At 71.2% G+C, this 24,461-nt stretch carries 21 protein-coding genes and 1 riboswitch; of the genes, 16 read left to right on the top strand and 5 right to left on the bottom strand.

The features are described from left to right. The first annotated feature begins 110 nt into the window (after positions 1-110). From OG218_RS06675 to OG218_RS06640, 8 genes are all read left to right on the top strand, one after another. Positions 111-1,751: a peptide ABC transporter substrate-binding protein gene (locus OG218_RS06675; protein WP_442906466.1), complete on the top strand. Its 1,641-nt coding sequence runs from the start codon at positions 111-113 to the stop codon at positions 1,749-1,751. 144 nt (positions 1,752-1,895) lie between these two features. Further along, positions 1,896-2,822, top strand: a complete 927-nt coding sequence (locus OG218_RS06670; RefSeq protein ID WP_328292421.1) for an ABC transporter permease — start codon at positions 1,896-1,898, stop codon at positions 2,820-2,822. Next, the gene (locus OG218_RS06665; protein ID WP_328292420.1) at positions 2,815-3,792 is read left to right on the top strand and encodes an ABC transporter permease; all 978 of its coding nucleotides are present in this window, start codon (positions 2,815-2,817) and stop codon (positions 3,790-3,792) included. Before OG218_RS06670 ends, OG218_RS06665 begins: the two co-directional genes overlap by 8 nt. Then, the gene (locus tag OG218_RS06660; protein WP_328292419.1) at positions 3,789-5,525 is read left to right on the top strand and encodes an ABC transporter ATP-binding protein; all 1,737 of its coding nucleotides are present in this window, start codon (positions 3,789-3,791) and stop codon (positions 5,523-5,525) included. The genes OG218_RS06665 and OG218_RS06660 overlap by 4 nt, the downstream gene beginning before the upstream one ends. Positions 5,526-5,642: 117 nt before the next feature. Then, positions 5,643-5,798, top strand: a complete 156-nt coding sequence (locus tag OG218_RS06655; RefSeq protein ID WP_328292418.1) for a hypothetical protein — start codon at positions 5,643-5,645, stop codon at positions 5,796-5,798. 132 nt (positions 5,799-5,930) lie between these two features. Then, complete coding sequence (locus OG218_RS06650) at positions 5,931-6,566, top strand: DUF3105 domain-containing protein (RefSeq protein ID WP_328292417.1); 636 nt, start codon at positions 5,931-5,933, stop codon at positions 6,564-6,566. Then, positions 6,566-7,222 (top strand): DUF305 domain-containing protein, encoded by a 657-nt coding sequence (locus tag OG218_RS06645; protein ID WP_328292416.1) that lies wholly within the window; start codon positions 6,566-6,568, stop codon positions 7,220-7,222. Before OG218_RS06650 ends, OG218_RS06645 begins: the two co-directional genes overlap by 1 nt. Then, the gene (locus OG218_RS06640) at positions 7,219-7,617 is read left to right on the top strand and encodes a (deoxy)nucleoside triphosphate pyrophosphohydrolase (protein ID WP_328292415.1); all 399 of its coding nucleotides are present in this window, start codon (positions 7,219-7,221) and stop codon (positions 7,615-7,617) included. The genes OG218_RS06645 and OG218_RS06640 overlap by 4 nt, the downstream gene beginning before the upstream one ends. 67 nt (positions 7,618-7,684) lie before the next feature. On the opposite strand, the gene OG218_RS06635 is transcribed toward OG218_RS06640, so the two are convergent. Then, entirely contained in the window at positions 7,685-9,364 is a 1,680-nt protein-coding gene (locus tag OG218_RS06635; protein ID WP_328292414.1) for a BCCT family transporter, read from the bottom strand. Between the two features lie 228 nt (positions 9,365-9,592). Here OG218_RS06635 and typA point away from each other — a divergent pair, with 228 nt between their 5' ends. The 4 genes from typA to OG218_RS06615 all read left to right on the top strand — a co-directional run bounded on the left by typA (position 9,593) and on the right by OG218_RS06615 (position 16,480). Then, positions 9,593-11,485 (top strand): translational GTPase TypA, encoded by a 1,893-nt coding sequence (gene typA, locus OG218_RS06630; protein WP_442906372.1) that lies wholly within the window; start codon positions 9,593-9,595, stop codon positions 11,483-11,485. 230 nt (positions 11,486-11,715) lie between these two features. Then, positions 11,716-12,654, top strand: coding sequence for an N-acetyl-1-D-myo-inositol-2-amino-2-deoxy-alpha-D-glucopyranoside deacetylase (mshB, locus tag OG218_RS06625; RefSeq protein WP_380162437.1), 939 nt, complete (start codon positions 11,716-11,718; stop codon positions 12,652-12,654). Positions 12,655-12,873: 219 nt separating this feature from the next. Then, positions 12,874-14,847, top strand: a complete 1,974-nt coding sequence (locus OG218_RS06620; protein WP_328292411.1) for an AAA family ATPase — start codon at positions 12,874-12,876, stop codon at positions 14,845-14,847. 231 nt (positions 14,848-15,078) lie between these two features. Beyond that, positions 15,079-15,189: riboswitch (SAM riboswitch) on the top strand. 46 nt (positions 15,190-15,235) lie between these two features. After that, positions 15,236-16,480, top strand: a complete 1,245-nt coding sequence (locus tag OG218_RS06615; protein ID WP_328292410.1) for an acyl-CoA dehydrogenase family protein — start codon at positions 15,236-15,238, stop codon at positions 16,478-16,480. Position 16,481: 1 nt separating this feature from the next. Here the strand turns inward: OG218_RS06615 and OG218_RS06610 are convergent, their stop codons facing one another. Continuing rightward, positions 16,482-17,501 (bottom strand): NAD-dependent epimerase/dehydratase family protein, encoded by a 1,020-nt coding sequence (locus OG218_RS06610; RefSeq protein WP_328292409.1) that lies wholly within the window; start codon positions 17,499-17,501, stop codon positions 16,482-16,484. 128 nt (positions 17,502-17,629) lie between these two features. Here OG218_RS06610 and OG218_RS06605 point away from each other — a divergent pair, with 128 nt between their 5' ends. Then, the gene (locus tag OG218_RS06605) at positions 17,630-18,454 is read left to right on the top strand and encodes a helix-turn-helix domain-containing protein (RefSeq protein ID WP_328292408.1); all 825 of its coding nucleotides are present in this window, start codon (positions 17,630-17,632) and stop codon (positions 18,452-18,454) included. On the opposite strand, the gene OG218_RS06600 is transcribed toward OG218_RS06605, so the two are convergent. Next, the gene (locus OG218_RS06600; RefSeq protein WP_328292407.1) at positions 18,430-19,428 is read right to left on the bottom strand and encodes a GNAT family N-acetyltransferase; all 999 of its coding nucleotides are present in this window, start codon (positions 19,426-19,428) and stop codon (positions 18,430-18,432) included. The genes OG218_RS06605 and OG218_RS06600 overlap by 25 nt on opposite strands. 103 nt (positions 19,429-19,531) lie before the next feature. Between OG218_RS06600 and fdxA the strand changes: the two genes are divergently transcribed. The 3 genes from fdxA to OG218_RS06585 all read left to right on the top strand — a co-directional run bounded on the left by fdxA (position 19,532) and on the right by OG218_RS06585 (position 22,399). After that, positions 19,532-19,858, top strand: a complete 327-nt coding sequence (gene fdxA, locus OG218_RS06595) for a ferredoxin (protein ID WP_328292406.1) — start codon at positions 19,532-19,534, stop codon at positions 19,856-19,858. 1 nt (position 19,859) lies between these two features. Then, positions 19,860-21,032 (top strand): succinyldiaminopimelate transaminase, encoded by a 1,173-nt coding sequence (dapC, locus tag OG218_RS06590; RefSeq protein ID WP_328292405.1) that lies wholly within the window; start codon positions 19,860-19,862, stop codon positions 21,030-21,032. 80 nt (positions 21,033-21,112) lie between these two features. Then, on the top strand, positions 21,113-22,399 hold the full coding sequence (locus OG218_RS06585) for a citrate synthase (RefSeq protein ID WP_328292404.1): 1,287 nt from the start codon (positions 21,113-21,115) through the stop codon (positions 22,397-22,399). 85 nt (positions 22,400-22,484) lie between these two features. Here the strand turns inward: OG218_RS06585 and OG218_RS06580 are convergent, their stop codons facing one another. Together OG218_RS06580 and dapD are read right to left on the bottom strand one after the other, a co-directional pair. Continuing rightward, positions 22,485-23,345 carry a hypothetical protein gene (locus OG218_RS06580; protein ID WP_328292403.1) on the bottom strand — a complete coding sequence of 287 codons (861 nt, stop codon included), beginning with the start codon at positions 23,343-23,345 and terminating at the stop codon, positions 22,485-22,487. Between the two features lie 73 nt (positions 23,346-23,418). Next, a complete protein-coding gene (dapD, locus tag OG218_RS06575) occupies positions 23,419-24,402 on the bottom strand; it encodes a 2,3,4,5-tetrahydropyridine-2,6-dicarboxylate N-succinyltransferase (RefSeq protein WP_328292402.1) in 984 nt (327 codons plus the stop codon). Positions 24,403-24,461 lie beyond the last annotated feature (59 nt).

Here is a 24,461-nt window from a genome sequence, read left to right as displayed (position 1 = left end):
TGCCCAAGAAGACATGCCCCGCGAGGAGGAGTTCCACCTTGAGCAGCTTCGAGAAGGACGACGAAGTGCAGCCCACCAAGCGTTTCGGGATCGTGAGCCGCGGACCCGTCCTGACCCGTCGTGACGGCCTCAAGGGCGCCCTGGGCGCCGCGGCCCTGGCGACCCTCGCCGCCTGCGGGGGCGGCGACGACGACAAGGGCTCCGGCAACGGCGCCAGCAGCGGCGCCTCCGGCGGCGACGTCGTCGCCAACGGCACCGAACCGCAGAACCCGCTGGTCCCGACCAACACCAACGAGGTCGGCGGCGGCCGCCTCCTCGACTCGCTGTGGGCCGGTCTCGTCTACTACAAGGCCGACGGGACCCCGGAGAACGACCTCGCGGACTCCATCGAGACCACCGACGCGCAGAACTACACGATCAAGATCAAGTCGGGTCAGAAGTTCTCCGACGGCTCCGCCGTGACCGCCAAGTCGTTCGTCGACGCGTGGAACTACGGCGCGCTGGGCACCAACGCGCAGCTCTCGAGCTACTTCTTCGAGCCGATCGCCGGCTACCCCGAGGTCCAGGCCGACCCGCCGACCGCGCAGACGATGTCCGGCCTCAAGGTCGTCGACGACACCACCTTCACCGTCGCGCTGCTGCAGCCGGAGTCCGACTTCCCGCTGCGTCTCGGCTACTCGGCCTTCTACCCGCTGCCGGACACCGCCTACACCGACATCAAGGCCTACGGCGAGAACCCGGTCGGCAACGGCCCGTACAAGCTGAAGGAGACCGGCGCCTGGCAGCACAACGTCCGGATCGACTTCGTCAAGAACGACGGCTACGACGGCCCGCGCAAGGCCCAGAACGACAGCCTCGCCTTCGTCTTCTACGAGACGTACGACGCCGCCTACTCGTCGTTGCAGTCGGGTGACCTCGACGTGCTGGACAACATCCCGTCCTCCGCGCTGGCGACCTACCAGGACGACCTCGGCGACGGGGCCGTCAACCAGCCCGCCGCGATCTTCCAGTCCTTCTGCATCCCCGAGGGCCTGGCCGGCTTCGGTGGCGAGGAGGGCAAGCTGCGCCGCCAGGCCTTCAGCTACGCCTTCGACCGCGCCGCGGTGTGCAAGGCGATCTTCAACGACACCCGCACCCCGGCCAAGGACTTCTCCTCCCCGGTCATCGCCGGCTACTCGGAGACCGTCGAGGGCAACGAGGTCCTCTCCCTCGACGCCGACAAGGCCAAGCAGCTGTGGGCGCAGGCCAACGCCATCGCCCCCTGGAACGGCAGCACGTTCACCATCGCCTACAACGTCGACGGTGACCACCAGGCCTGGGTCGACGCGGTGACCGCGGCGATCCGCCAGGTCCTGGGCATCCAGGCCGAGGGCAAGCCGTACCCGACCTTCGCCCAGATCCGCACCGAGATCACCAACCGCACCATCTCGGGCGCGTTCCGCACCGGTTGGCAGGCCGACTACCCCGGTCTGTACAACTTCCTCGCCCCGATCTACGCCACGGGCGCGGGCTCCAACGACGGGGACTACACCAACCCGGCGTTCGACGAGCTGCTGGTGAAGGCCTCCGGCACCACCGACCAGGACGCGGCCAACAAGATCCTGCAGCAGGCGCAGACGATCCTGTTCGCGGACCTCCCGGTCATCCCGCTCTGGTACTCCAACGCCAGCGGTGGGTTCGACAAGGACGCCAAGAACGTCCAGTTCGGCTGGAACAGCGTTCCGCTCTACTACCAGATCACCAAGTCCTGACGTGAGGTCCCGGGGGTGGGTCGGAGCTCTCCGACCCACCCCCGTTCGCGCGTGGACAGCCGGCCGGGAGCACACTGACCCGCCGGGACGGAATCGTGAACGGCCGGGCCGGCCATGGATGGTCGTGCCCCGAGGAGGCTCGTGATGGGTTGGTACATCGGGCGCCGTCTGTTGCAGATGGTGCCCGTCTTCTTCGGAGCCACGCTCCTGATCTACGCGCTGGTGTTCCTGCTGCCGGGGGACCCGATCCTCGCGTTGTTCGGGGACAAGCCCGTCAGCGCGACGGCCCGGGCGACGCTGACCGCGCAGTACCACCTGGACCAGCCGTTCCTCGTCCAGTACCTGCTCTTCATCAAGGGCATCTTCACCCTGGACTTCGGGACGTCCTTCTCCGGCCAGCCGGTCATCAGCCAGATCGGCCGCGCCTTCCCCGTCACGATCAAGCTCGCGGTGGTGGCGCTGGTCATCGAGGCCGTCTTCGGCATCGTCTTCGGCTTCATCGCCGGCCTGCGCCGCGGGGGGATCTTCGACTCCACCGTGCTGTTCATCAGCCTCGTGGTCATCGGCATCCCCGTCTTCGTCCTGGCCTTCATCGGCCAGTACTTCGTCGGGGTGAAGTGGGGGATCGTCCGGCCCACGGTCGGTGGTGATCCCGCGCTGACCGACCTGCTCCTGCCCGGCATCGTGCTGGGGGCGTTGTCCTTCGCCTACGTGCTCCGGCTCACGCGGAACTCCGTCGCGGAGGGCCTCTCCGCCGACCACGTCCGCACCGCGACGGCCAAGGGCCTCTCCGGACCGCGGGTCATGACGGTCCACGTGCTGCGCAACTCCCTCATCCCCGTGGTGACCTTCCTCGGCACCGACCTGGGTGCCCTCATGGGTGGCGCCGTCGTGACCGAGGGCATCTTCAACATCCCCGGTGTCGGCAACCTGCTGTACCAGTCGGTCATCCGGCAGGAGGGGCCGACCGTCGTCTCGGTCGTCACGATCCTGGTCGTCGTCTACCTGGTGGCCAACCTCGTCGTCGACCTGCTCTACGCCGTCCTGGACCCGAGGATCCGCTATGTCTGAGCCCACGCACGCGACCGGAAACCCCGGCGGCACCCTGGTGCGCCCGGGGCAGGAGCACTTCGTCGCCCCGCTGGAGGAGACCCCTCTCGCGGCCGTCGACGCCGTCGACGAGTCCGCCCCCTCGGGCGGGTTGTTCGCCGACGCCTGGAAGCAGCTGCGCAAGCGACCGATCTTCATCGTCGCCTGCCTGATCATCCTCGCGCTGATCGTCGTCTCGCTCTTCCCGTCGTGGTTCACCGACCAGGACCCGCGCTTCGTCGACCTCTCGCTCTCGCTGCAGGCGCCGTCGTCGGCGCACCCCCTGGGTGTCACCAGGGCCGGCACCGACGTCTTCGCCCGGTTGATCTACGGTGCCCGCGCCTCGGTGAGCGTCGGTCTGCTGACGACGGTCATCGTGGTGGTCATCGGCGGCGTCGTGGGGGCCCTGTCCGGGTTCTTCGGCGGCTGGCTGGACGCGATCCTCTCCCGGGTCGCCGACATCTTCTTCGCCGTGCCGCTCATCCTCGGCGCGATCGTGCTCCTGCAGACGCTCAAGGGCCGCAACGTCCTGACCGTCGCGCTCACCCTGGCCCTCTTCGCCTGGCCGCAGGTCGCGCGCATCATGCGCGGGGCCGTGCTGCAGGTGCGCAGCGCCGAGTACGTGACGGCGGCGAAGTCGCTGGGGCTCAGCCGGATGGCCACGCTGGTGCGCCACGTCATCCCGAACGCGATCGGCCCGGTCATCGTCATCGCGACGATCTCGCTCGGCACGTTCATCGCGGCCGAGGCGACGCTGTCCTACCTCAGCCTCGGGTTGCCGCCGAACATCGTGTCCTGGGGTGGCGACATCTCCAACGCCCGCGTCTCGTTGCGGACCGACCCGTGGATCCTGTTGTGGCCCTCGATCGGCCTCTCGATCACGGTGCTGTCCTTCCTCATGCTCGGCGACGCCCTGCGCGACGCCCTCGACCCGAAGGGCCGCACCCGATGAGCCCCGAGAAGAACGCCCAGCCGGTCGACCGCAGCAAACCGCTGCTGCAGGTCAAGGACCTCCAGGTCGACTTCCGTTCCGGCGGGCGGGACGTGCACGCCGTGCGCAACGCCAGCTTCACCGTCTACCCGGGTCAGACCGTCGCCATCGTCGGCGAGTCCGGATCGGGCAAGTCGACCTCGGCGATGGCCGTCATCGGTCTGCTGGCCGGGACGGGCAAGGTCGTCGGCGGGCAGATCCTGTTCGACGGCAAGGACATCGCGCACGCCAGCCGGCGTGAGTACGTCGCCCTGCGCGGCAACCAGATCGGACTCGTCCCGCAGGACCCGATGTCGAACCTGAACCCGGTGTGGAACATCGGGTTCCAGGTCAAGGAGGCCATCGAGGCCAACGGCCTGGCCAAGGGGGCGGCGGCCAAGAAGCGGGCCATCGAGGTCCTGGGCGAGGCCGGGCTCGGTGACGCCGCCCGCCGCTACAAGCAGTACCCGCACGAGTTCTCCGGCGGGATGCGCCAGCGTGCGCTCATCGGGATCGGGCTGGCCTCGCGGCCGCGCCTGCTCATCGCGGACGAGCCGACCTCGGCGCTCGACGTCACCGTCCAGCGCGGGATCCTCGATCACCTGGACTCCCTCACCGCCGACCTCGGCACGGCCGTGCTGCTCATCACCCACGACCTCGGCCTCGCCGCGGAACGGGCCGAGCACCTCGTGGTCATGTACAAGGGCCAGGTCGTGGAGTCCGGTCCGGCGCTGCAGATCCTCCGGGCGCCGCAGCACCCCTACACCCAGCGCCTCGTCTCCGCGGCGCCCTCGCTGGCGTCGCGGCGCATGCAGTCCGAGCACCGGGCGCGCATCGTCGAGCAGGCCGAGGCGAAGGCCGTCGGTGCGCACGCCGTCGTCGCGGCCGAGACCCCCGTCACGGTGCCGGACGCGGCGACCCCCGAGGTCATCGAGGTCCGCAACCTCACCAAGGAGTTCGTCATCCGCGGGGCCGGTCCGCGCGGGGAGAAGCTCCTCGCGGTGGACGACGTCAGCTTCTCGGTGAAGCGCGGGACGACGCTGGCCGTCGTCGGTGAGTCGGGATCCGGCAAGTCGACGGTGGCGCAGATGGTCCTCAACCTGCTGCCGGCGACGAAGGGGGAGGTGCTCTTCGACGGCGTCGACACCACCACCCTCGACCGGCGCCAGTCCTTCGCGTTCCGCCGCCGGGTGCAGCCGATCTTCCAGAACCCCTACGGATCCCTGGACCCGAGCTGGAGCATCTTCTCCTCGATCGAGGAACCGCTGCGGGTGCACGGCGTCGGGGACGCCAAGAGCCGCGAGGCCCGGGTGCGCGACCTGCTCGACAAGGTCTCGTTGCCCCAGAGCTCGTTGCGCCGCTACCCCAACGAGCTGTCCGGTGGTCAGCGCCAGCGCGTGGCCATCGCCCGGGCGCTCGCGCTGCAGCCGGAGGTCGTGGTCTGCGACGAGGCCGTCTCGGCGCTCGACGTGCTCGTCCAGGGCCAGATCCTGCGGCTGCTGAACGACCTGCAGGCCGAACTGGGTCTGACCTACCTGTTCATCACCCACGACCTCGCCGTCGTGCGCGAGATCGCCGACGACGTCGTGGTGATGCAGCGGGGCAAGCTCGTGGAGCACTCCAGCGTCGACGCGGTCTTCGACGACCCGCAGCAGGAGTACACCAAGGCCCTGCTCGAGGCGATCCCCGGAGCGCAGCTCGAACTGGGTGCCTGAACCTCGCTCGACCTCCTGGGGAGATCCCACCCGCCGGTCCTCCGGAAGGGTGGGAATCTCCCCAGAAGTCGTCCGGGGGGACTGTGCGGCACGGGGTACCGGGTCTACGGTGGTCCGATGCAGTACGTCGTCCTCGTCGTCCTCGCCATCGCTGCCGGGTTCGCCGTCGTCTACTGGCGGACCAGTCCGCGGCACCGCGTCGCCGCTGTGGAGCGCGCCGACCACGGTGACCGCGCCCGTCGGGCCCGGGAGGCCTCGCGACACCCCCAGTGAGCCGCGCTGTGGTGTGCGTCACGCTCCGGAGTGTGCTCACGGTGAACCTTCTCCGCGTCTGCGACGTTGCAGACTGAGAGATGTCGCCACCCGCCGTGGCGGTGCCCCACCACGACGGGAAGGAACACCCCCATGGCCGGCTCGACCTCCGGGGAGCCCCCACGGAACTCCGCCAGCGACCGCGCCGCCCGCGTCGCCGCGATGCAGCGCCAGGAGAAGGCCCACGCACGACGCCGCCGGGCGGTGGTCATCGCGATCCCGACCGTCGTGGTCCTCGCCGCCGCGGGCGCCGTGACGGCCGTGCTGGTGAACCGGCCCTCCCCGCCCTCGCTGGACGCGGTGAAGACCTACTCCTACAAGGGGGGTGTCCACGTCAGTGACCCGGTCACCTACGCGGAGGACCCGCCCGTCGGGGGCTCGCACTTCGACCGGTGGCTCAACTGCGGGGTCTACAACGCCCCCGTCCAGAACGAGAACGCCGTCCACAGCATGGAGCACGGCGCCGTCTGGATCACCTACCGCCCGGACCTGCCCGCCGCCCAGGTCGATCAGCTGAAGAACGACGTCGCCGACGAGACCTACACGGTGCTCTCGCCCTACGAGGGCCTGCCGGCGCCGATCGTGCTCTCCGCGTGGAACCACCAGTTGCCGGTGCAGAGCGCGGACGACCCCAGGATCGGCGCGTTCCTCTCCGAGTACGTCCAGGGCGCACAGACCCCGGAGCCCGGCGCGTTGTGCTCCAACGGCGTCGGGACGCCGACGGGCTGATGCGAGCGCTCTCCGCCCGGACGGTGCTGCTCGGCCTGGTCGCGCTGCTGCTCGCGCTGGTCCTGGGGATCATCGCGGGCCGGGCCCTGCCGACCGCGCCGGGGGCCAACTCCGTCGACGTCGGTTTCGCCCGCGACATGGCGACCCACCACTCCCAGGCGGTCTCGATGGCCTACACGGCCATCGAGGCGGCCCCGAGCCCCGAGGTGCGCCTGCTCGCCGTGGACATCGCCTCCACCCAGGGCAACCAGGCGGGCCGGATGCAGCAGCTGCTCATCAGCTGGCACCAGCCGATCTCCGGCTCCGGCACAGCCGTCATGGCGTGGATGGCGGGCACCGACCTGCACGCCCGTCACGTCGTCGAGCAGCGGCAGGGGCGGATCATGCCCGGCATGGCGACCCCGGCGGAGATGGCCCGGCTGAACTCCGAGACGGGGGAGACCTTCGAGGTCGACTTCCTCCAGCTCATGCTGCGCCACCACACCGGCGGCATCGAGATGGCCCGCTACGGCGCCGACCACGCCACCACCGACGAGGTCCGCGACCTCGCCGGCGCCATCGTCACCAGCCAGACCTCGGAGTCGCAGCTCCTCGAGAGCTACCTCGCCGCCCGCGGCGCGTCACCCCTGCCGGCCGCCTCGGCGGTGACCTCGTGAGACTCGTGGTGGGCGCGGCGATCGTCGACTCCCTCGAGGGTCCCACCCGGCTGCTCGCCGCCCGCCGCAGCGCCCCGCCCGCCCTGGCCGGGCGGTGGGAACTCCCCGGCGGCAAGGTCGAGGCGGGGGAGACGCCGCTCGAGGCCCTGCACCGCGAACTGCGCGAGGAACTCGGCGTCCGCGTCGAGCTCGGCTCCGAGGTCGTCCACCCCGACGGCGCCTGGCCGCTGAGCCCGGACCTGCAGATGCGGGTCTGGTGGGCCGTCCTGGTCGACGGCACCCCCGAACCGTTGCAGGACCACGACGACCTGCGCTGGCTGCCCCGCGGGCAGTGGCTGGGCGTGGACTGGCTCCCCGGTGACGTCCCACTGGTGTCGGTGATGCAGGGCGGCTGACCAGGGCCCGAGCAGGACGAGACCCCCGGGACCACGTCGGTCCCGGGGGTCTCGTGCTCGCGGTGGGTCAGCGGCTCTCGTCCACGGGGACCGGGCTCTCCCAGTCGTGGTCGACGGCCGTGATCCGCGGGTCCTTGGTGTCGCCGCGGCGACGCTTCGTGGCCGTCACGGCCGGGTCGCGCGTCAGGTCCTTCACCAGGGCCACGCACATCAGCACCATGATGACGAGGAACGGGGCGGCTGCGATGATCGTGATGTCCTGCAACGCTTCCAGCCCGCCGGCGAAGAACAGCACGATCGCGACGAGCCCCATCAGCCCGCCCCAGAGCGCCACGAGCCACTTCTGCGGTTCGTCGACGCCGTAGGAGCTCAGCGAGCCCATGACGATGCTGGAGGCGTCGGCGCCGGAGACGAAGAAGATCGCGACGAGGAGGACGACCAGCACCGACGTGGCCCCGGCCCAGGGGAACTGCTGCAGGAACGTGAACATCTGCGACTCCTGGTTGGCGATGCCCGCGATGTCGGCACCCCCGGTGCCCTCGACGAACTTGCGCTGCAGGTCGATCGCCGCACCGCCCAGCACGGAGAACCAGACGAGGCTGACGGCGGTCGGGATGAGCATGACGCCGACGATGAACTCGCGGATGGTGCGGCCCTTGGAGATCTTGGCCAGGAAGGCGCCGACGAAGGGCGTCCACGACACCCACCACGCCCAGTAGAACAACGTCCAGGCGCTGAGCCAGTCGGTGCCGCCGAAGGCTCCCGTGCGGAAGGCCATGGTCGGCAGCGCCGCCAGGTAGTTCCCGGCGGAGGCCGGGATCAGGTTGAGCATGAAGACGGTCGGGCCCACGACGAAGAGGAAGAACAGCAGCACCAGGGCCAGCACCATGTTGGTGTTGGAGAGCCACTTGATGCCGCGCTCGATCCCGCTGATCGCGGACAGGATGAAGCAGACGGTCAGGACGGCGATGATGATCGCCTTCACGGTGGTGCTGTTCGGGATGCCGAAGACCTCGGTGAGGCCCCCGTTCATCTGGGCGGCGCCGAGGCCGAGGCTGACGGCCGAGCCGAACAGCGTCGCGAAGATCGCGAACACGTCGATGACCCGGGCCGCACCCTTGCCGCGCTTGCCGCGCAGCAGCGGGGCGAAGGCGGCGGAGAACCCACCCGCCCGTTCCTTGCGGTAGCTGGAGTAGGCCAGGGCGAGACCCACGACGGCGTAGATCGCCCACGGGTGCAGACCCCAGTGGAAGAGCGAGTAGTTCATCGCCTCGCGCGCCGCGTCCTGCGAGCCGGCCTGCGCATCGTTCTGCGGGACGGTCATGAGGTGGGTGACGGGCTCGGTCACCCCGTAGAACATCAGCCCGATGCCCATGCCGGCGGAGAACATCATCGCGATCCACGACGCCCGGGAGTGCTCCGGGCGGTCCTCGTCGCGACCGAGGCGGATGCGGCCGAAGCGGCTGAAGGCCAGGACGAGGGCGAGGACCACGAAGCCGGTCGCGCCGAGCACGAAGGCCCAGCCGAAGTCACCGACGACGACCTCGAGGACGGCGTCCGCGCCGGACTTCAGCTGGGTCGGCCAGATCGCCCCCACGAGGAGGAAGAGCACGACCACACCCGCGGCGATCGCGAAGGTCTTCCGGTCGACGGGAGGCTTCTTCAGGCGACCGAGGTCGCGGGCGCCCAGGGTGCCGTCGGAGGTGGGTGAAGACGTGCCGGATCGGTGTTCAGGCGGTGCGGACATGGCCCCGAGAGTGACACGAAATGACTAGCCGGAGCCAACCGGGCATGACCAGAACGAGTCATCCTGGCGGTGTCGTCGCAGGTCAGAGAGGTGCTGCCCGGTTCAAGCACCGGGGTTCGACGCGGGTGCCCACAGGCGCGGATAGACTGTGGTGTCAACCCTCCTTAGCGCCCGCGCTGCGATCCAGCTGCGGGCGGTCGAGACCCCCGAGAGCGGATCGAGAACTTCATGCCCTTGAGCACCCGCGAAGACCTGCGCAACGTCGCGATCGTCGCCCACGTCGACCACGGAAAGACGACGCTCGTCGACGCGATGCTCTGGCAGTCCGGCGCCTTCCGCGCCAACGCCGACGTCAACGAGCGAGTCATGGACTCCGGTGACCTCGAGCGCGAGAAGGGCATCACGATCCTCGCGAAGAACACCTCGGTCCGCTACAACGGCCCGGGGTCGCCCGAGGGCGGCATGACCATCAACATCATCGACACCCCCGGCCACGCCGACTTCGGTGGTGAGGTCGAGCGCGGCCTGTCGATGGTCGACGGTGTCGTCCTGCTCGTCGACGCCTCCGAGGGTCCGCTGCCGCAGACCCGCTTCGTGCTGCGCAAGGCGCTCGCGGCCGGCATGCCCGTCGTCATCCTCGTCAACAAGGTCGACCGCCCCGACGCGCGCATCAGCGCCGTCGTTGAGGAGACCATCGACCTGCTGCTCGACCTCGGCGGCGACGTCGAGGGCATCGACGTCGAGCGCCTCCTCGAGGTCCCCGTCGTCTACGCCTCGGCGAAGAACGGCCGCGCCTCGCTGAACCAGCCCGAGGACGGCGGTCTGCCGGACCACGAGGACCTCGTCCCGCTGTTCCAGACGATCATCGACACGATCCCCGCGCCGGTCTACGACCCCGAGACCCCGCTGCAGGCGCACGTCACCAACCTCGACGCCTCGCCGTTCCTCGGCCGCCTCGCGCTGCTGCGCATCTTCTCCGGTGAGCTGATCAAGGGCCAGCAGGTCGCGTGGTGCAAGCACGACGGCACCATCGAGCGGGTCAAGATCACCGAGCTCCTGGTCACCGAGGCCGTCACCCGCGTCCCCGGTGAGAAGGCCGGCCCCGGTGACATCGTCGCCGTCGCGGGCATCCCGGACATCACCATCGGCGAGACCCTGGCCGACCCGGACGACCCGCACCCGCTGCCGCTCATCACGGTCGACGAGCCCGCCATCTCGATGACCATCGGGATCAACACCTCCCCGATGGCCGGCCGGGTCAAGGGCGCGAAGGTCACCGCCCGTCTGGTGAAGGACCGCCTCGAGAAGGAACTGGTCGGCAACGTCTCGATCCGCGTCCTCCCGACCGAGCGTCCCGACGCGTGGGAGGTGCAGGGCCGCGGTGAGCTGGCGTTGGCCATTCTCGTCGAGCAGATGCGCCGCGAGGGCTACGAGCTGACCGTCGGCAAGCCGCAGGTCGTCACCCGCAAGGACGAGAACGGCAAGACCCTCGAACCCTTCGAGAACCTGACGATCGACTCCCCGGAGGAGTACCTGGGCGCGATCACCCAGCTGCTCGCCGCCCGCAAGGGCCGCATGGAGACGATGACCAACCACGGCACCGGCTGGGTGCGCATGGAGTTCTACGTCCCCTCGCGCGGGCTCATCGGCTTCCGCACCGAGTTCCTCACCGACACCCGCGGTACCGGCATCGCCCACGCGCTCTTCGCGCAGTACGACCACTGGGCCGGCGAGATCCGCACCCGTCAGTCCGGTTCGCTCGTCGCCGACCGCGCCGGGGCGGCCACCGCGTTCGCGATGACCAACCTGCAGGAACGTGGGCAGATGTTCATCGAGCCCACCTCCGAGGTGTACGAGGGCATGATCGTCGGCGAGAACTCCCGCGCCGATGACATGGACGTCAACATCACCAAGGAGAAGAAGCTCTCCAACATGCGTTCGTCCACCTCGGACGAGTTCGAGCGCCTCGTGCCCCCGCGTCACCTGTCGCTAGAGCAGTGCCTCGAGTTCTGCCGCGAGGACGAGTGCGTCGAGGTGACGCCGGAGTCCGTCCGCATCCGCAAGGTCGTCCTCGAGGCGAACATGCGCGCGAAGACGGCCTCCAAGGCCAAGAAGGCCTGACCGCAGCCTCCTCAACGCTCGACCACCACCCCGCGGGGTGGTGGTCGAGCGCTTCTGCGATCACGGGGCAAACTGGGGCCATGACGACGACCCCGCGACCTCCCGAGCAGCCCGACGAGACGCCCGAGGGCGCCGCCGGCGCGGCGACGGCCGGACGGGACCCGCTGGAGATCGCCGCGGACCTCGTCGACGACGTCTCGCGCGAGCTGGACCCGGCCGACCTGGCGTCCATGGAGCAGCTGGACCAGCCCCGTCGGGTGCTCTTCGTGCACGCCCACCCCGACGACGAGACCATCGGCAGCGGCGCCACGATGGCCCGCTACGCCGAGGCCGGGGCGGGGGTCGTGCTGCTCACGGCGACGCGCGGTGAGCTGGGTGAGGTCATCCCGCCCGAGCTGGCGCACCTGACCCCGGACGAGCTCGCCGAGCACCGCACGGGCGAGCTGGCGACGGCGATGGAGGCCCTCGGCGTCACCGACCACCGCTTCCTGACCCGCGTCGACGGCAGCGGCTACCGCGACTCCGGGATGGTGTGGCTGGAGCCGGGTCGAGCGGGTCACGCGGCGCTGTCCGGGGACGACGTCGACCCGCGGTCGCTCGCGGCGGCCGATCCCGAGGAGGTCGCCGCCGACATCGCGACCGTCCTGCGCGAGGTCCGTCCGCAGGTCGTCGTGACCTACGAACCGGGCGGCGGCTACGGCCACCCCGACCACGTCCGGGTGCACGAGGCGACCATGCGCGCCCTCGTGCTCGCGGCGGGTGACCGACGCGACGGTGCCGCCCCGTGGCAGGTGGCGAAGGTCTACGAGATCGTCCAACCGGAGCAGCCCGTTCGGGAAGCCCTGCGTCGCCTGGCCGAGGCCGGTGCGGCGGGTGCGGGGGACCCGGACGGGCCGCTGCCGAGCGTCGTCGTGCCGGCCGGCGAGGTCACCACCGTCGTCGACGGGACCGGCCAGATCCCGGCCAAGATCGCGGCGCTCCGCGCCCACGCCACCCAGGTCAGCCTCGACCTCGACGGTGACGTCCCGGCCATGCGGCTCAGCAACGGTGTGCCGCAACCGATCTGGCCGTTCGAGCACTACCGCCTGGTGCACGGCGTGCCCGCCGGCCCCTTCGACGCCGACGGCCTCGAGACCGACCTCTTCGCCGGCGTCGCCCCCTCCTCCTGACCCCCCTCCGATCCGTGATCCCGCTGGGAATCCCAGCAGGATCCCGAATCGGGGGAGTGGTGTGTGTTCGGGGGATCACGCTCCGTTGCTCCAGGCGGGTGAACGCGATCGTCCGAACGCGTCACCGAGGGTGGTCGCCGGTAGCCATCGCCCGGACGACGGGGTTGGCTGGGACCACGTCCTGGCGCACCGGCCCGGACGTGACCGAGAGGAGCGGCCGTGGCTCACGTGAAGCACGCCCCGCGGACCGAGAAGGACCCCGAACGCGGCGCGCGTCCGCAGCCCCGCACCGGACGGGACAGCGCGGACGTCGGTCGCCAGCGCGAGCGCAACCGCCGCCGCCGCACCCGGTCGCTGCTCATGGTCGTGGCCCTGCTGCTGCTCGTCGTCGACCTGCGCCTGGCCTTCACCGGCTCGGTCCTGCCGCCGCTGCCGAGCGTCGACCCGATCTACGTCATGGTCTTCGTCTTCTTCCTCGCCATGATCGGCCTGCTCCTCGGGCAGACGCTGGTCTCCGGCCGCTCGCCGCACGTCGTCTACCGCCCCGAGCAGATCGACATCGGCCTCGACGACGTCAAGGGTCTGGCCGCGGTCAAGGAGGACGTCGAGCGCAGCCTCGACCTGTTCCTCGCGGCCCGCACCTTCCGGACGCAGATGGGCGGACGGCCCCGGCGCGGACTCCTGTTCGAGGGCTCGCCCGGCACCGGCAAGACGCACATGGCCAAGGCGATGGCCCGCGAGGCGGGCGTCCCCTTCCTCTTCGTCTCCGCGACCAGCTTCCAGTCGATGTGGTACGGCGCGACGGCCCGCAAGCTCCGCTCCTACTTCAAGGCCCTGCGCAAGGCGGCCCGTCGTGAGGGCGGCGCCATCGGGTTCATCGAGGAGATCGACGCCATCGCCGGCGCCCGCGGCGGCATGAGCGCCATGACGCCCGTGGACGCCGACGTCGCCACCGGGATCGTCGGCTGCGGGGGGCTCACCAACCTCGCGATGTCCTTCCCCGCCACGGGCCGGACGGCGCTGCGGACGGAACGCCTGGCCAGCAGCGAAGGCGCCAGCGGCGTCGTCAACGAACTGCTCGTGCAGATGCAGTCCTTCGACGAACCCACCACGTCCGAGCGGCTGCAGGGCTGGTTCGTCGACACCGCCAACCGGTTCCTGCCCCAGCACCGCTGGCTGCAGCGGCCGAAGAGCGAACCCGTCGAGATCCTGCTCATCGCCGCGACCAACCGCGCCGACTCCCTCGACCCGGCCCTGCTGCGTCCCGGCCGTTTCGACCGTCGGCTCAGCTTCGGCCTGCCGGACAAGGTCGGCCGCCGGGAGCTCGTCGACCACTTCCTGTCCCGCAAGGCCCACGAGGCCCCGCTCGACGAGGACGAACGTCGTGACGCGCTCGCCGGGATCACCAACGGGTACTCGCCGGTGATGATCGAGAGCCTGCTCGACGAGGCCCTCGTCAACGCCGTCCGTCGCGGTGCCGACGGGATGAACTGGAGCGACGTCGAGCAGGCCCGCCTGGTGACCGAGGTCGGCCTCGGCCAGCCCGTCGGCTACACCGACCACGAGGCGCGGCTCATCGCGACCCACGAAGCCGGACACGCCACGATCGCCTGGCTCGTCGCCCCGCAGCGCCGCCTCGAGGTCCTCACGATCATCAAGCGCGCCAACGCGTTGGGGCTGCTCGCCCACGGTGACGCCGAGGACGTCTACACCCGTTCCCGCAGCGAACTCGCCGGGCTGATCAAGATCGCGTTCGGCGGTCAGGTCGCCGAGGAGTTCTTCTTCGGCGACGTCTCGACCGGCCCGGCCGGCGACCTGCAGTCCGCGACGCAGGTCGCGGCGCAGATGGTCGGTTCGGCGGGAATGGCCGGGACCCTGGTCTCGTTCGCCGCCGTCCAGCAGGGCGCGTTCGCCGACGGGAACCTCGTCTCCCGCGTCCTCGGCGACTCCGAGGGGCGGCGACTGGTGGAGAACCTGCTGACCGAGCAGAAGGAGTTCGTCCGCGAACTCATGGACCGCAACCGCCACCTGGTGGCGGCGCTGCGCGACGCGCTGCTGGAACGGCACGAACTCATCGGTCACGAGATCACCGACGTGCTCGAGGCGGCGCAGGCCGCCCACGAGGCGCAGTCCGCACCGCCGCGGGTCATCGACCTGCGCGACACCACCTCCGGCGTCGTCCGGGGGATCTAGGACCCGTCGGGGTCGTCGCCTCAGGAGGGGAGCGACGACCGCGACGCAGGAACTCGCGCACCGTGGGAGGCCGGGGGGCCTCCGGGGGCGGTGGCGCGGGAACACAGGAACGGGAACGGTTGCTCCGGGGGGCTGGAGCAGGCGTTCCCGTTCTGCTGTCCGCCGCGGCCCGATCGGCCACCCGCGGAGCGGGCTGGACCCTCCCTCCCCACCTGTGGTTCCCTGGTCCCAGGTCATGAGCGCCAGCGACAAGCCCCGGCTCGCTGGCCGGCAACCCTCCTCGTCGTGGGGTGCCCCGGGTGACGACCTGACCTGGTGCTCCGGCACGGGTAAGGACGCTGTCCCTCCCGTTCCGGACGCCGACGCGTCCACGATCGAGGAGAGCTCCGTGAGCACCACCCTGGAACCCACTGTCGAACCCGATGTGCGGGAACGTTTCTCGCCGCTGCTGCAACGGATCGCGGCCGGCACCGTGACGCGCGAGCAGGACCACGAACTGCCACGGGACCAGGTCCGGGAACTCCTCGACGCCGGGTTCGGCCGGTTGCGCATCCCCGTCGAGGAGGGTGGTGGCGGTCTCGACCTCGTCGAGTTCACCGACCTGCTGGTCGACCTCGCGGCCGCCGACTCGAACCTGCCGCAGATCTTCCGCGGCCACATCGCCTGGGTGGAGCAGGTCCTGAGCCTGCCGGTGGGGGAGTACCGCTCGCGCTGGATCGCGCGGCTGGTCGCGGGGGAGATGGTCGGGAACTCCTGGAGCGAGGTCGGTGACGGGGTCACCGGCGAGCAGCAGACGATCGTCACCACCCGGGACGGGCGCACCGCGATCTCGGGCCGGAAGTACTACACGACCGGCACGATCTACGCCGACTGGACCGACGCGACCGCCCGCCGGCGGCTGCCGGACGGGACCCACGAGGTCGTGACCGCGCTGGTCCCCGTCCGGGGCCGGGGGGTTCGCGTCTCCGACGACTGGGACGGTTTCGGGCAGCAGCTCACCGGGACCGGGACCCTCGAGCTCGACGACGTCGAGATCGCCGCCGACGACGTCTCCCCGTTCACCACCCGGTTCCGCTACCAGACCGCGCTGTACCAACTCGTCCTGCTGGCCGTGCACGCCGGGATCGCCGCGGCGGTCGAACGCGACACCGGGCACGAGGTCCGCACCCGGACCCGCAGCTACACCCACGGGTTGGCCCCTCTCGTCAGGAACGACGCCCAGGTGCTGTCGGTGGTGGGTGAGATCTCCTCGATCGCGTTCACCGCCCGCTCGGTGACCCGCGCTGCGGCGCAGGCGGTCCAGTCCGCCGCCGACACGGCACACCTGCCGGGGACGGCGGCGGACCGGGCGGCGAACGTCGAGGCCGAGATCCGGACCGCCCAGGCCCAGGTCGTGCTCTCGGAGTCCGTCCCGCGCGCCGCGACGCTGCTCTTCAACACCCTCGGCGCGTCGGGCACCTCGCGGGCCCGCGACCTCGACCGGCACTGGCGCAACGCCCGCACGGTCGCCTCGCACAACCCGGTGATCTACAAGCAGCGGATCGTCGGCGACTGGTCGGTCAACGGCACCGAACCGCCGTTCGTGTGGGACGTCGGCACCCACGCCTCGGTGGATCCCGCGGCCGGGCGCTAGGTCACACGAGTCCGCGCTCGACCATGCTCCGACCCGCCGCCTCGACGGCCTCGGAGGCGGGTCGGGGTGCCCACCCGAGCACTCGGCGGGCCTTCTCGTTCGAGGTCCGCTTCGCGTAGCCGAGGTCGGGCACCATGGCCCGCAACGCCGGGTCGGCGTCGGCGCCGGCCCGGACGACATCGTTCGGCAGGACCTGGGTGGGGACCCGGTCGGCGTCCGCCCCGAGGGCCGAGCGCAGGATCGCGGCGATCTCCGGGAACTCCAGGGTCGGGCCGTCGGAGAGCAGGAACCGCTGTCCGGCGGCCTCCGCGCTGCCGACGGCGAGGACGTGCGCGGCGGCGACGTCGCGCACGTCGACGATCGGGAAGAACAGGTGCGGCAGCGCCGGCACCGCGCCCGTCAGCAGACGCTGCACGATCTGGTTCGCGCCGGAGACGTCCTGCCCCATGACCGGTCCCATCACCGCCACCGGCAGCAGGGTGACGAGGTCCAGGCCGTTCGCGGCGGCGAACTCCCAGGCGGCGCGTTCGGCGAGGGTCTTGCTCCTGCCGTAGGCGTCGACGCCCGGGCCGTCGATGACCGTCCAGTCCTCCTCGGTGAAGACGTGGTCGTCGTGCGGGTGGCCCCAGCTGACCGCGTGGAAGGCCGACGTCAGGACGATCCGACGAACCCCGGCGTCGCGGGCGGCGGCGAGCACCCGCAGCGTGCCCTCCCGGGCGGGGGCGATCAGGTCGTCCTCGTCCTCGACGTGGCCGGGCCGGACGGGGGAGGCGACGTGCACGACGGTGTCGATGCCCGCCGTCGCGTCGGCCCAGCCCGCGTCCTCCAGCAGGTCCGCCGCGACGAAGGTCAGGTCCTCCCCGTGCGCCGTCCCGGCGCCCTGGAGCACGGCGCGCACGGCCGCCTCCCGACCGGGGGAGCGAATCGTGGTGCGGACCTCGTGGCCCTCGGCCAGGAGCTGCAGGATGCAGTGGCCGGCGATGAAGCCGGAACCGCCGGTGACGAGAACGCGGGTGGGCACGGGGACCTCCAGATCGGGTGACTGACGGCCACCACCGTCCGTCCGAGCGGCGTCTCGGGCCAGTACCGGCTCGCTCCTGGTAGTGGCACGACCAGGCAGGACCGTCGACCGGCTGCCTACCCTGGGGTGTGGCCGACAACCTGCTGGGCGACTTCCTGCGGGCCCGCCGCGAACTCGTCACCCCCGAGCAGGCCGGCATCCCGGTGCTCGGACGGCGGCGCGTGCCCGGTCTGCGCCGCGAGGAGGTCGCGATGCTGGCCGGGATCAGTGGCGAGTACTACCTGCGGCTGGAGCAGGGGAAGTACCGCAACCCGTCGGTGCAGATCCTCGAAGCGCTGGCCCGGGTGCTGCGGCTGGACGACGAGAGCCTCGAGCACCTGCTCGGCCTGGGCACGGAGCAACCGCGCCGCCGGCCGGTGCGGCGCGGGCAGCGCGAGACCGTCCCGCCCGGGATCCTGAAGTTCCTCGACGGGCTGGGGATGCCGGCCTTCGTCGAAGGACGACACCTGGACGTGCTGGCGGCGAACCCGTTGGCGGCGGCCGTCTCCCCGCGGTTGGTGGCGGGTCGCAACCGGTTGCTCGACGTGTTCCTCGACCCCGACGAACGGGAGATGTTCCCGCAGTGGGAGCTGGTCACCGAGTTCCTCGTCGCGGTGTTCCGGCGGTCCGTGGGGACCGAGGAGGACCCGCGCAGCGTGGAACTCGTGGGGCAGTTGTCGTTGGCGAGTCCCAGGTTCCGCCGGTTGTGGGCCCGGCACGAGGTCCGCGGCAAGGGCGGCGCCCGGACGGTGCTGAACCACCCCGTCGTCGGGGAACTCACCCTCAACCGGGAGAAACTCCTCGTGGGGGAGGCCCCGCACCTCACCGTCGCCGTCTACCACGCCGACCGCGGCAGTGCGGACGCCGACAAGCTCGCCCTCCTCGCGCTTCAGGCGGAGGGCGCCACCCGGTAGTGGTAGGCGTGGTGGACGGTGAAACCCGTCCCCCCGTACAGCGCACGGGCGCCGGAGTTGTCGGCCTGCACCTGCAGGTAGGTCGAGGCCGCCCCGCGGTCGCGGGCCCAGTCGGCGATCTCGGCCAGCAGTCGCCGTCCGAGGCCCCGCCGCCGGTGCGAGGGGGCGGTCTCGACGGCCGTCACCCCGGCCCAGCCGGGGGAGAGGGAACCGCGGGCGATGGCGACGGTCTCGGTCCCGTCGAGGATGCGCAGGAACACCTGCTCGTCGGCGGAGACGAGGATGCGACGGCCGGCCGCGGGAACCGTCGGCGCTCCCTGGTAGTGGTACTGCGCCAGCCACGCGTCGTCGGGTTCCGGACGGGTCTCGACGTGCAGGCCGTCCGGGAGCGCGACCTCGCGCGCGGCGGGCAGGTCGTCCGTGGCGGCCGTCATGACCACCGTGGGGGTGCGGACGGTCCACCCGCGGGCGGTGAGGTCGTCGACCAGCGGGTCGCCCTCACCGAGACCGTCGGCGGGGTGTGCGACCGCGACCACCGCCGGCAGGCCGCGCTCGACGTAGAACCGTTCGACCCGCTCGACGGCGTCCGGTACCCCGGGGTCGCCGACGGCGAGGGCGGAGTTGGCGCGCCCGGTGAACCCCTCGCTCGCGCGCAACCGCCAGCCGCCGAGGTCGAGGCGCTCCAGCGGACGCCAGTGCTCGGCCATCGCCCGCTCGAGGTCCTCGGTGCCGATCGCGGTGTGCGGGGGTCCCTTGCGGGCCGGCGGTGGCGGGACGGCCTTGGCCGCGAGGACGTCGGCGCGGGCGAGCGTGACCTCGCCGCGCCGGGTCGCGACCCGCAGCGTGGTGTCGTCCGCGGCCACCAGGTCGCCCAGCGCGTCGGAGGCCGCACCGTCGGGGAGACGGTGTCGCACGACCACCCGGGACCCCACCTGCAGGTCCTCGATCACGTGCGTGCGGGTGACCTCGGCCACGTGCTTCCTCCAGCTGGCGGTCCTCGTGCACGACGGTCGGCGTGCGTCGGCGATACTAGGCAGCGCGTCCGGCCGCCCGTCCGCCGGAGGAGGAGGACAACCCGTGACCTACGTCATCGCGCAGCCCTGCGTCGACGTCAAGGACAAGGCCTGCATCGAAGAGTGCCCGGTCGACTGCATCTACGAAGGCAAGCGATCGCTCTACATCCAGCCCGACGAGTGCGTGGACTGTGGAGCGTGCGAGCCCGTCTGCCCCGTCGAGGCGATCTACTACGAGGACGACGTCCCCGACCAGTGGTCCGCCTTCACGGCCGCCAACGTCGAGTTCTTCGACGTCGTCGGCTCGCCCGGTGGCGCCGCCAAGATGGGCGTCATCGACTCCGACCACCCGGTGGTCGCCGCGGTCCCGCCGCAGGGCGAAGGCCACTGAGGTGAGCGCGCCGACCCAGCAGCACCCGCCGCGCCGCCGGGTCGGCGCGTCCCTGCCCGACTTCCCCTGGGACTCCCTCGCGGGGGCCAAGGCCCTCGCGGCGGCCCATCCCGGGGGGATCGTCGACCTCTCGGTCGGCACCCCCGTCGACGCGACCCCCGAGGTCGTGGCCGAGGCGTTGCGCTCGGCCGCGAACGCCCCCGGGTACCCCCAGACCTACGGCACCGCCCCGCTGCGCGAGGCCGTCGCGGCCTGGTTCGCCCGACGCCGGGGTGTCGCGACCCTCGATCCCGACGGGGTCCTGCCCACGGTCGGTTCCAAGGAACTGGTCGCCTGGCTGCCCCTGCTGCTCGGCCTCGAGGCGGGTGACGTCGTCGCCCACCCGTCGGTCGCCTACCCCACCTACGACGTCGGGGCGCGCCTGGCCCGGGCCACCCCGCTGGGCGCCGACACCGTCGAGGAGCTCGACGCCGCCTGGGAGACCGGGTCCCGCATCCGGCTGCTCTGGCTGAACTCCCCGTCCAACCCGACGGGCGCGGTGCGCACGGTCGAGGAGCTCGCCGCGCTCGTCGCCTGGGCCCGCGCCCACGACGTGGTCGTGGCCTCCGACGAGTGCTACGCCGAACTCGGCTGGGACGAGGCGCACGACGTGACCCGCGGTGGTCTCGTGCCCTCCGTCCTCGACCCGCGGGTGTGTGACGGTGACCACACCGGACTGCTCGTCGCCTACTCCACCTCGAAGCAGTCGAACCTCGCCGGCTACCGCGCCGCGTTCGTGGCGGGTGACGTCGCGCTGGTGCGCGAACTGCTCGAACTGCGCAAGCACGCCGGGATGATCGTGCCCTGGCCCGTGCAGGTCGCCCTGCAGGCCGCGGTGAGCGACGACGCGCACGTCGCGGCGCAGCGCGAGCGCTACCGCGCCCGGCGCGACCTGCTGCGTCCGGCGTTGCGGCGCGCGGGTTTCCGGGTCGACCACTCCGGAGCCGGGTTGTACCTCTGGAGCACCCGGGGGGAACCCAGCCGCACCACGATCGACCTGCTGGCGCAGCGGGGGATCCTCGCGGCCCCCGGGGACTTCTACGGGCCGCCCGGGGCGCAGCACGTCCGGATCGCGCTGACGGCGACCGACGAACGCATCGCCGAGGTCCCCACCCGTCTGGCGGACCTCGCCTGACCGTGCCCACGCGGGTGTCCTCCACAGGTGTGACGGACCTGTGTTGGGCACCGTCGGTGGGGGCGGGTACGGTCGGCGACATGGTTGACTCCGTGACGCTGAAGCACGCAGGTGGGGAGCTCGACCTCCCCGTGACCCCTGCCACCGAGGGTGCTGCCGGCTTCGGCATCGGCAGTCTCCTCAAGGAGACCGGACTGGTCACCCTCGACTCCGGCTTCACCAACACCGCCTCCTGCACGTCGGCGGTCACCTACATCGACGGCGACGCCGGGATCCTGCGCTACCGCGGGTACCCCATCGAGCAGCTCGCCGAGAAGTCCACGTTCGTCGAGACGAGCTACCTGCTCATCTACGGGCACCTGCCCTCGGCGAGCGAGCTGTCCGGCTTCACCGAGCGGATCCAGCGGCACACGTTGCTGCACGAGGACCTCAAGCGGTTCTTCGACGGGTTCCCCCGCGACGCCCACCCCATGCCCGTGCTCTCCAGCGCCGTCAGCGCGCTGTCGACGTTCTACCCCAACTCCCTCAACCCCTTCGACGAGGAGCAGGTGGAACTCTCCACCATCCGCCTCCTCGCCAAGCTGCCGACGATCGCGGCCTACGCGCACCGCAAGTCGCTGGGCCAGCCGCTGCTCTACCCGGACAACCGCCTCGGTCTCGTCGAGAACTTCACCCGCCTCGCCTTCGGCAACCCGGCCGAGGACTACGAGGTCGATCCGGTGATGTCGAAGGCGCTGGACCAGCTGCTGATCCTGCACGCCGACCACGAGCAGAACTGCTCGACCTCGACGGTGCGTCTCGTCGGCTCCGGCCAGGCGAACCTCTTCGCCTCCGTCTCCGCCGGGATCCACGCCCTCTCCGGGCCGCTGCACGGTGGGGCGAACTCCGCCGTCCTCGACATGCTCGACGCCATCCGCACCTCCGACGACGACGTCGACACGTTCATGACGAAGGTCAAGAACAAGGAGAAGGGTGTGCGCCTGATGGGCTTCGGCCACCGGGTGTACAAGAACTACGACCCGCGCGCGGCGATCGTGAAGAAGACCGCCGACCAGATCCTCTCCGGCCTCGGCGTGCAGGACGAACTCCTCGAGATCGCCATGCGCCTGGAGGAGATCGCGCTGCACGACGACTACTTCGTCGAGCGCAAGCTCTACCCGAACGTGGACTTCTACACCGGCATCATCTACAAGGCCATGGGTTTCCCGACCAAGATGTTCACGGTGCTGTTCGCGCTCGGGCGTCTCCCCGGCTGGATCGCGCAGTGGCGCGAGATGATCAACGACCCCGCCACGAAGATCGGCCGTCCCCGCCAGGTGTACATCGGCGAGGGTGCGCGCGACTACACGGAGATCTCCGGCCGCTGACCTCACGCTCCAACTCCTGGGGAGTTTTCCACCCTTCGAAAGCTCCGGAAGGGTGGAAAACTCCCCACAAGTCTTTGCGCCGGGATCAGCCGACGCGGACCTCGACACCCCCGTCGGGCAGGCCGGTGGCGGTCTGCACCCAGCCGCGGCCCGAGGTGTCGCGGGTCCAGCGGTAGCCGTTCACGCTCACCTCGGTCACCGGGTGGGTGCCTGCGCTCGCGACGGCCCAGGCGGCGATCGCCCAGGCCGTGCGTCCGGCGTCGGTGCCCTCGACCTGGAACCGGAAACCCCGGCCGCCGGTCCCGGCCACGATCGACGGCGCCAGGGTCGTCACCTGGGCGGTGGCGGCGTCGGCGACCGACTGGGCGCTGGGGGTCAGCTGCTCGTCGCCCCCGACCTCGACGCCCACGTCGACGGACCGCAGGTGGCAGGTGAAACCGCGCGGGTCGTAGCCGGTCAGCGTCGAGGCCACGAGTCGGGCCTCGGGTTCGTGGTCGCCGTAGGCGAGGGGGAAACCGCTGCGCTGCACGCGTTGCGCCGCCTCGGTGACGGGCAGGTCGCGGTAGCCGTCGACCTTCTCCAGCGCGTCGTAGAACGCGTTGCTCGCGTAAACAGGGTCACGGACCTGCTCGGGGGTGCCCCAGCCCTGGGAGGGACGCTGCTGGAACAGCCCCAGGGAGTCGCGGTCGCCGTGGTCGAGGTTGCGCATGCCCGACTCCTGCACGATCGTCGCGACGGCGATGGTCGCCGCCCGGGCGGGCATGCCGCGCCGGACGGAGAGGCCCACGACGGTGGCGGCGTTCGCCGCCTGCTCCGGGGACATCGAGGTGGACTCCCCGTCGACGCTCGCCGAGCAGCGTTCGCGCACGACCGGGGCGTCCTCGTCGCGGGTGATCCACACCACCCCGGCCGTCGCGACCACCGCGACGACGGCGAGCGTGGTCACGAGTCGCAGACGCCGGGTGTGACGTCGTCCGGGGGAGGCGGGTCGGATGCGTCCGCGGGGGCTCGCGGGCACCTCAGTTGGCGTGCAGCGCGGGGTTGAGCTCGACCTTCACGCCCTTGCGGGGAAGGGCCTCGACCTGGCCGGAGACGGAGTTGCGGCGGAACAGCAGACCGTTCGCGCCGGACAGCGTGCGGGCGGAGACCACCCGGTCCGGGGCGCCGTCCTGGCCCAGCAGGGTCACCTTGGTGCCGGCCGTCACGTAGGTCCCGGCCTCCACCACGCAGTCGTCGCCCAGCGCGATGCCGGTGCCGGAGTTCGCGCCGAGCAGGGTGCGTTCGCCGATGCTCACGACCTCCTTGCCGCCACCGGACAGCGTCCCCATGATCGAGGCACCACCCCCGACGTCGGAACCGTCGCCGACGACGACCCCCGCGGAGATGCGGCCCTCGACCATCGACACCCCGACGGTGCCGGCGTTGAAGTTCACGAAACCCTCGTGCATGACCGTCGTGCCCGGGGCGAGGTGCGCGCCGAGCCGGACGCGGTCCGCGTCGGCGATCCGGACCCCGCTCGGCAGCACGTAGTCGACCATCCGCGGGAACTTGTCGATCCCGTAGACCGTCACCGGCCCGACGTTCGCGCGCAGCGCGAGGCGGGTGCGTTCGAAGTCCGTGACGGCGCAGGGGCCTTGGTTGGTCCACACCACGTTGGCGAGGACCCCGAACAGGCCGTCCAGCACGAGACCGTGCGGCGCCACCAGGCGGTGGGAGAGCAGGTGCAGGCGCAGGTAGGCGTCGGCGGTGTCGACCGGTGCGGAGTCCAGGTCGACCTCGGTGGTCACCACGCGCTGCTTGACCCGGCGGTGCGGGTCGGAGTCCTCGAGGGAGGCGAGCTCGGCCGGGACGCCGTAGGAACCGGTGTGCGGGTTGGGTCCGAGCTCGGGGAACGGGTACCAGACGTCGAGCACCGTGCCGTCGGCGGCGACGGTCGCCAGGCCGTGGCCCCAGGCTCGTCGTGGCTGCTGCTCGGGGCTGAGGACGGGGCTCTGCTCGCTCACCCACGTGACCCTACAAGCGCCCGGGCCCTCGGTCCGACGTCGTGCCGGAGGGCGTGGCT

Origin of the sequence: Kineococcus sp. NBC_00420 (assembly GCF_036021035.1) — a bacterium.
Classification (GTDB): Bacteria; Actinomycetota; Actinomycetes; order Actinomycetales; family Kineococcaceae; genus Kineococcus.
The sequence above is the reverse complement of the archived record's forward strand: the minus strand, read 5'-3'. Positions and strand labels throughout refer to the sequence as shown.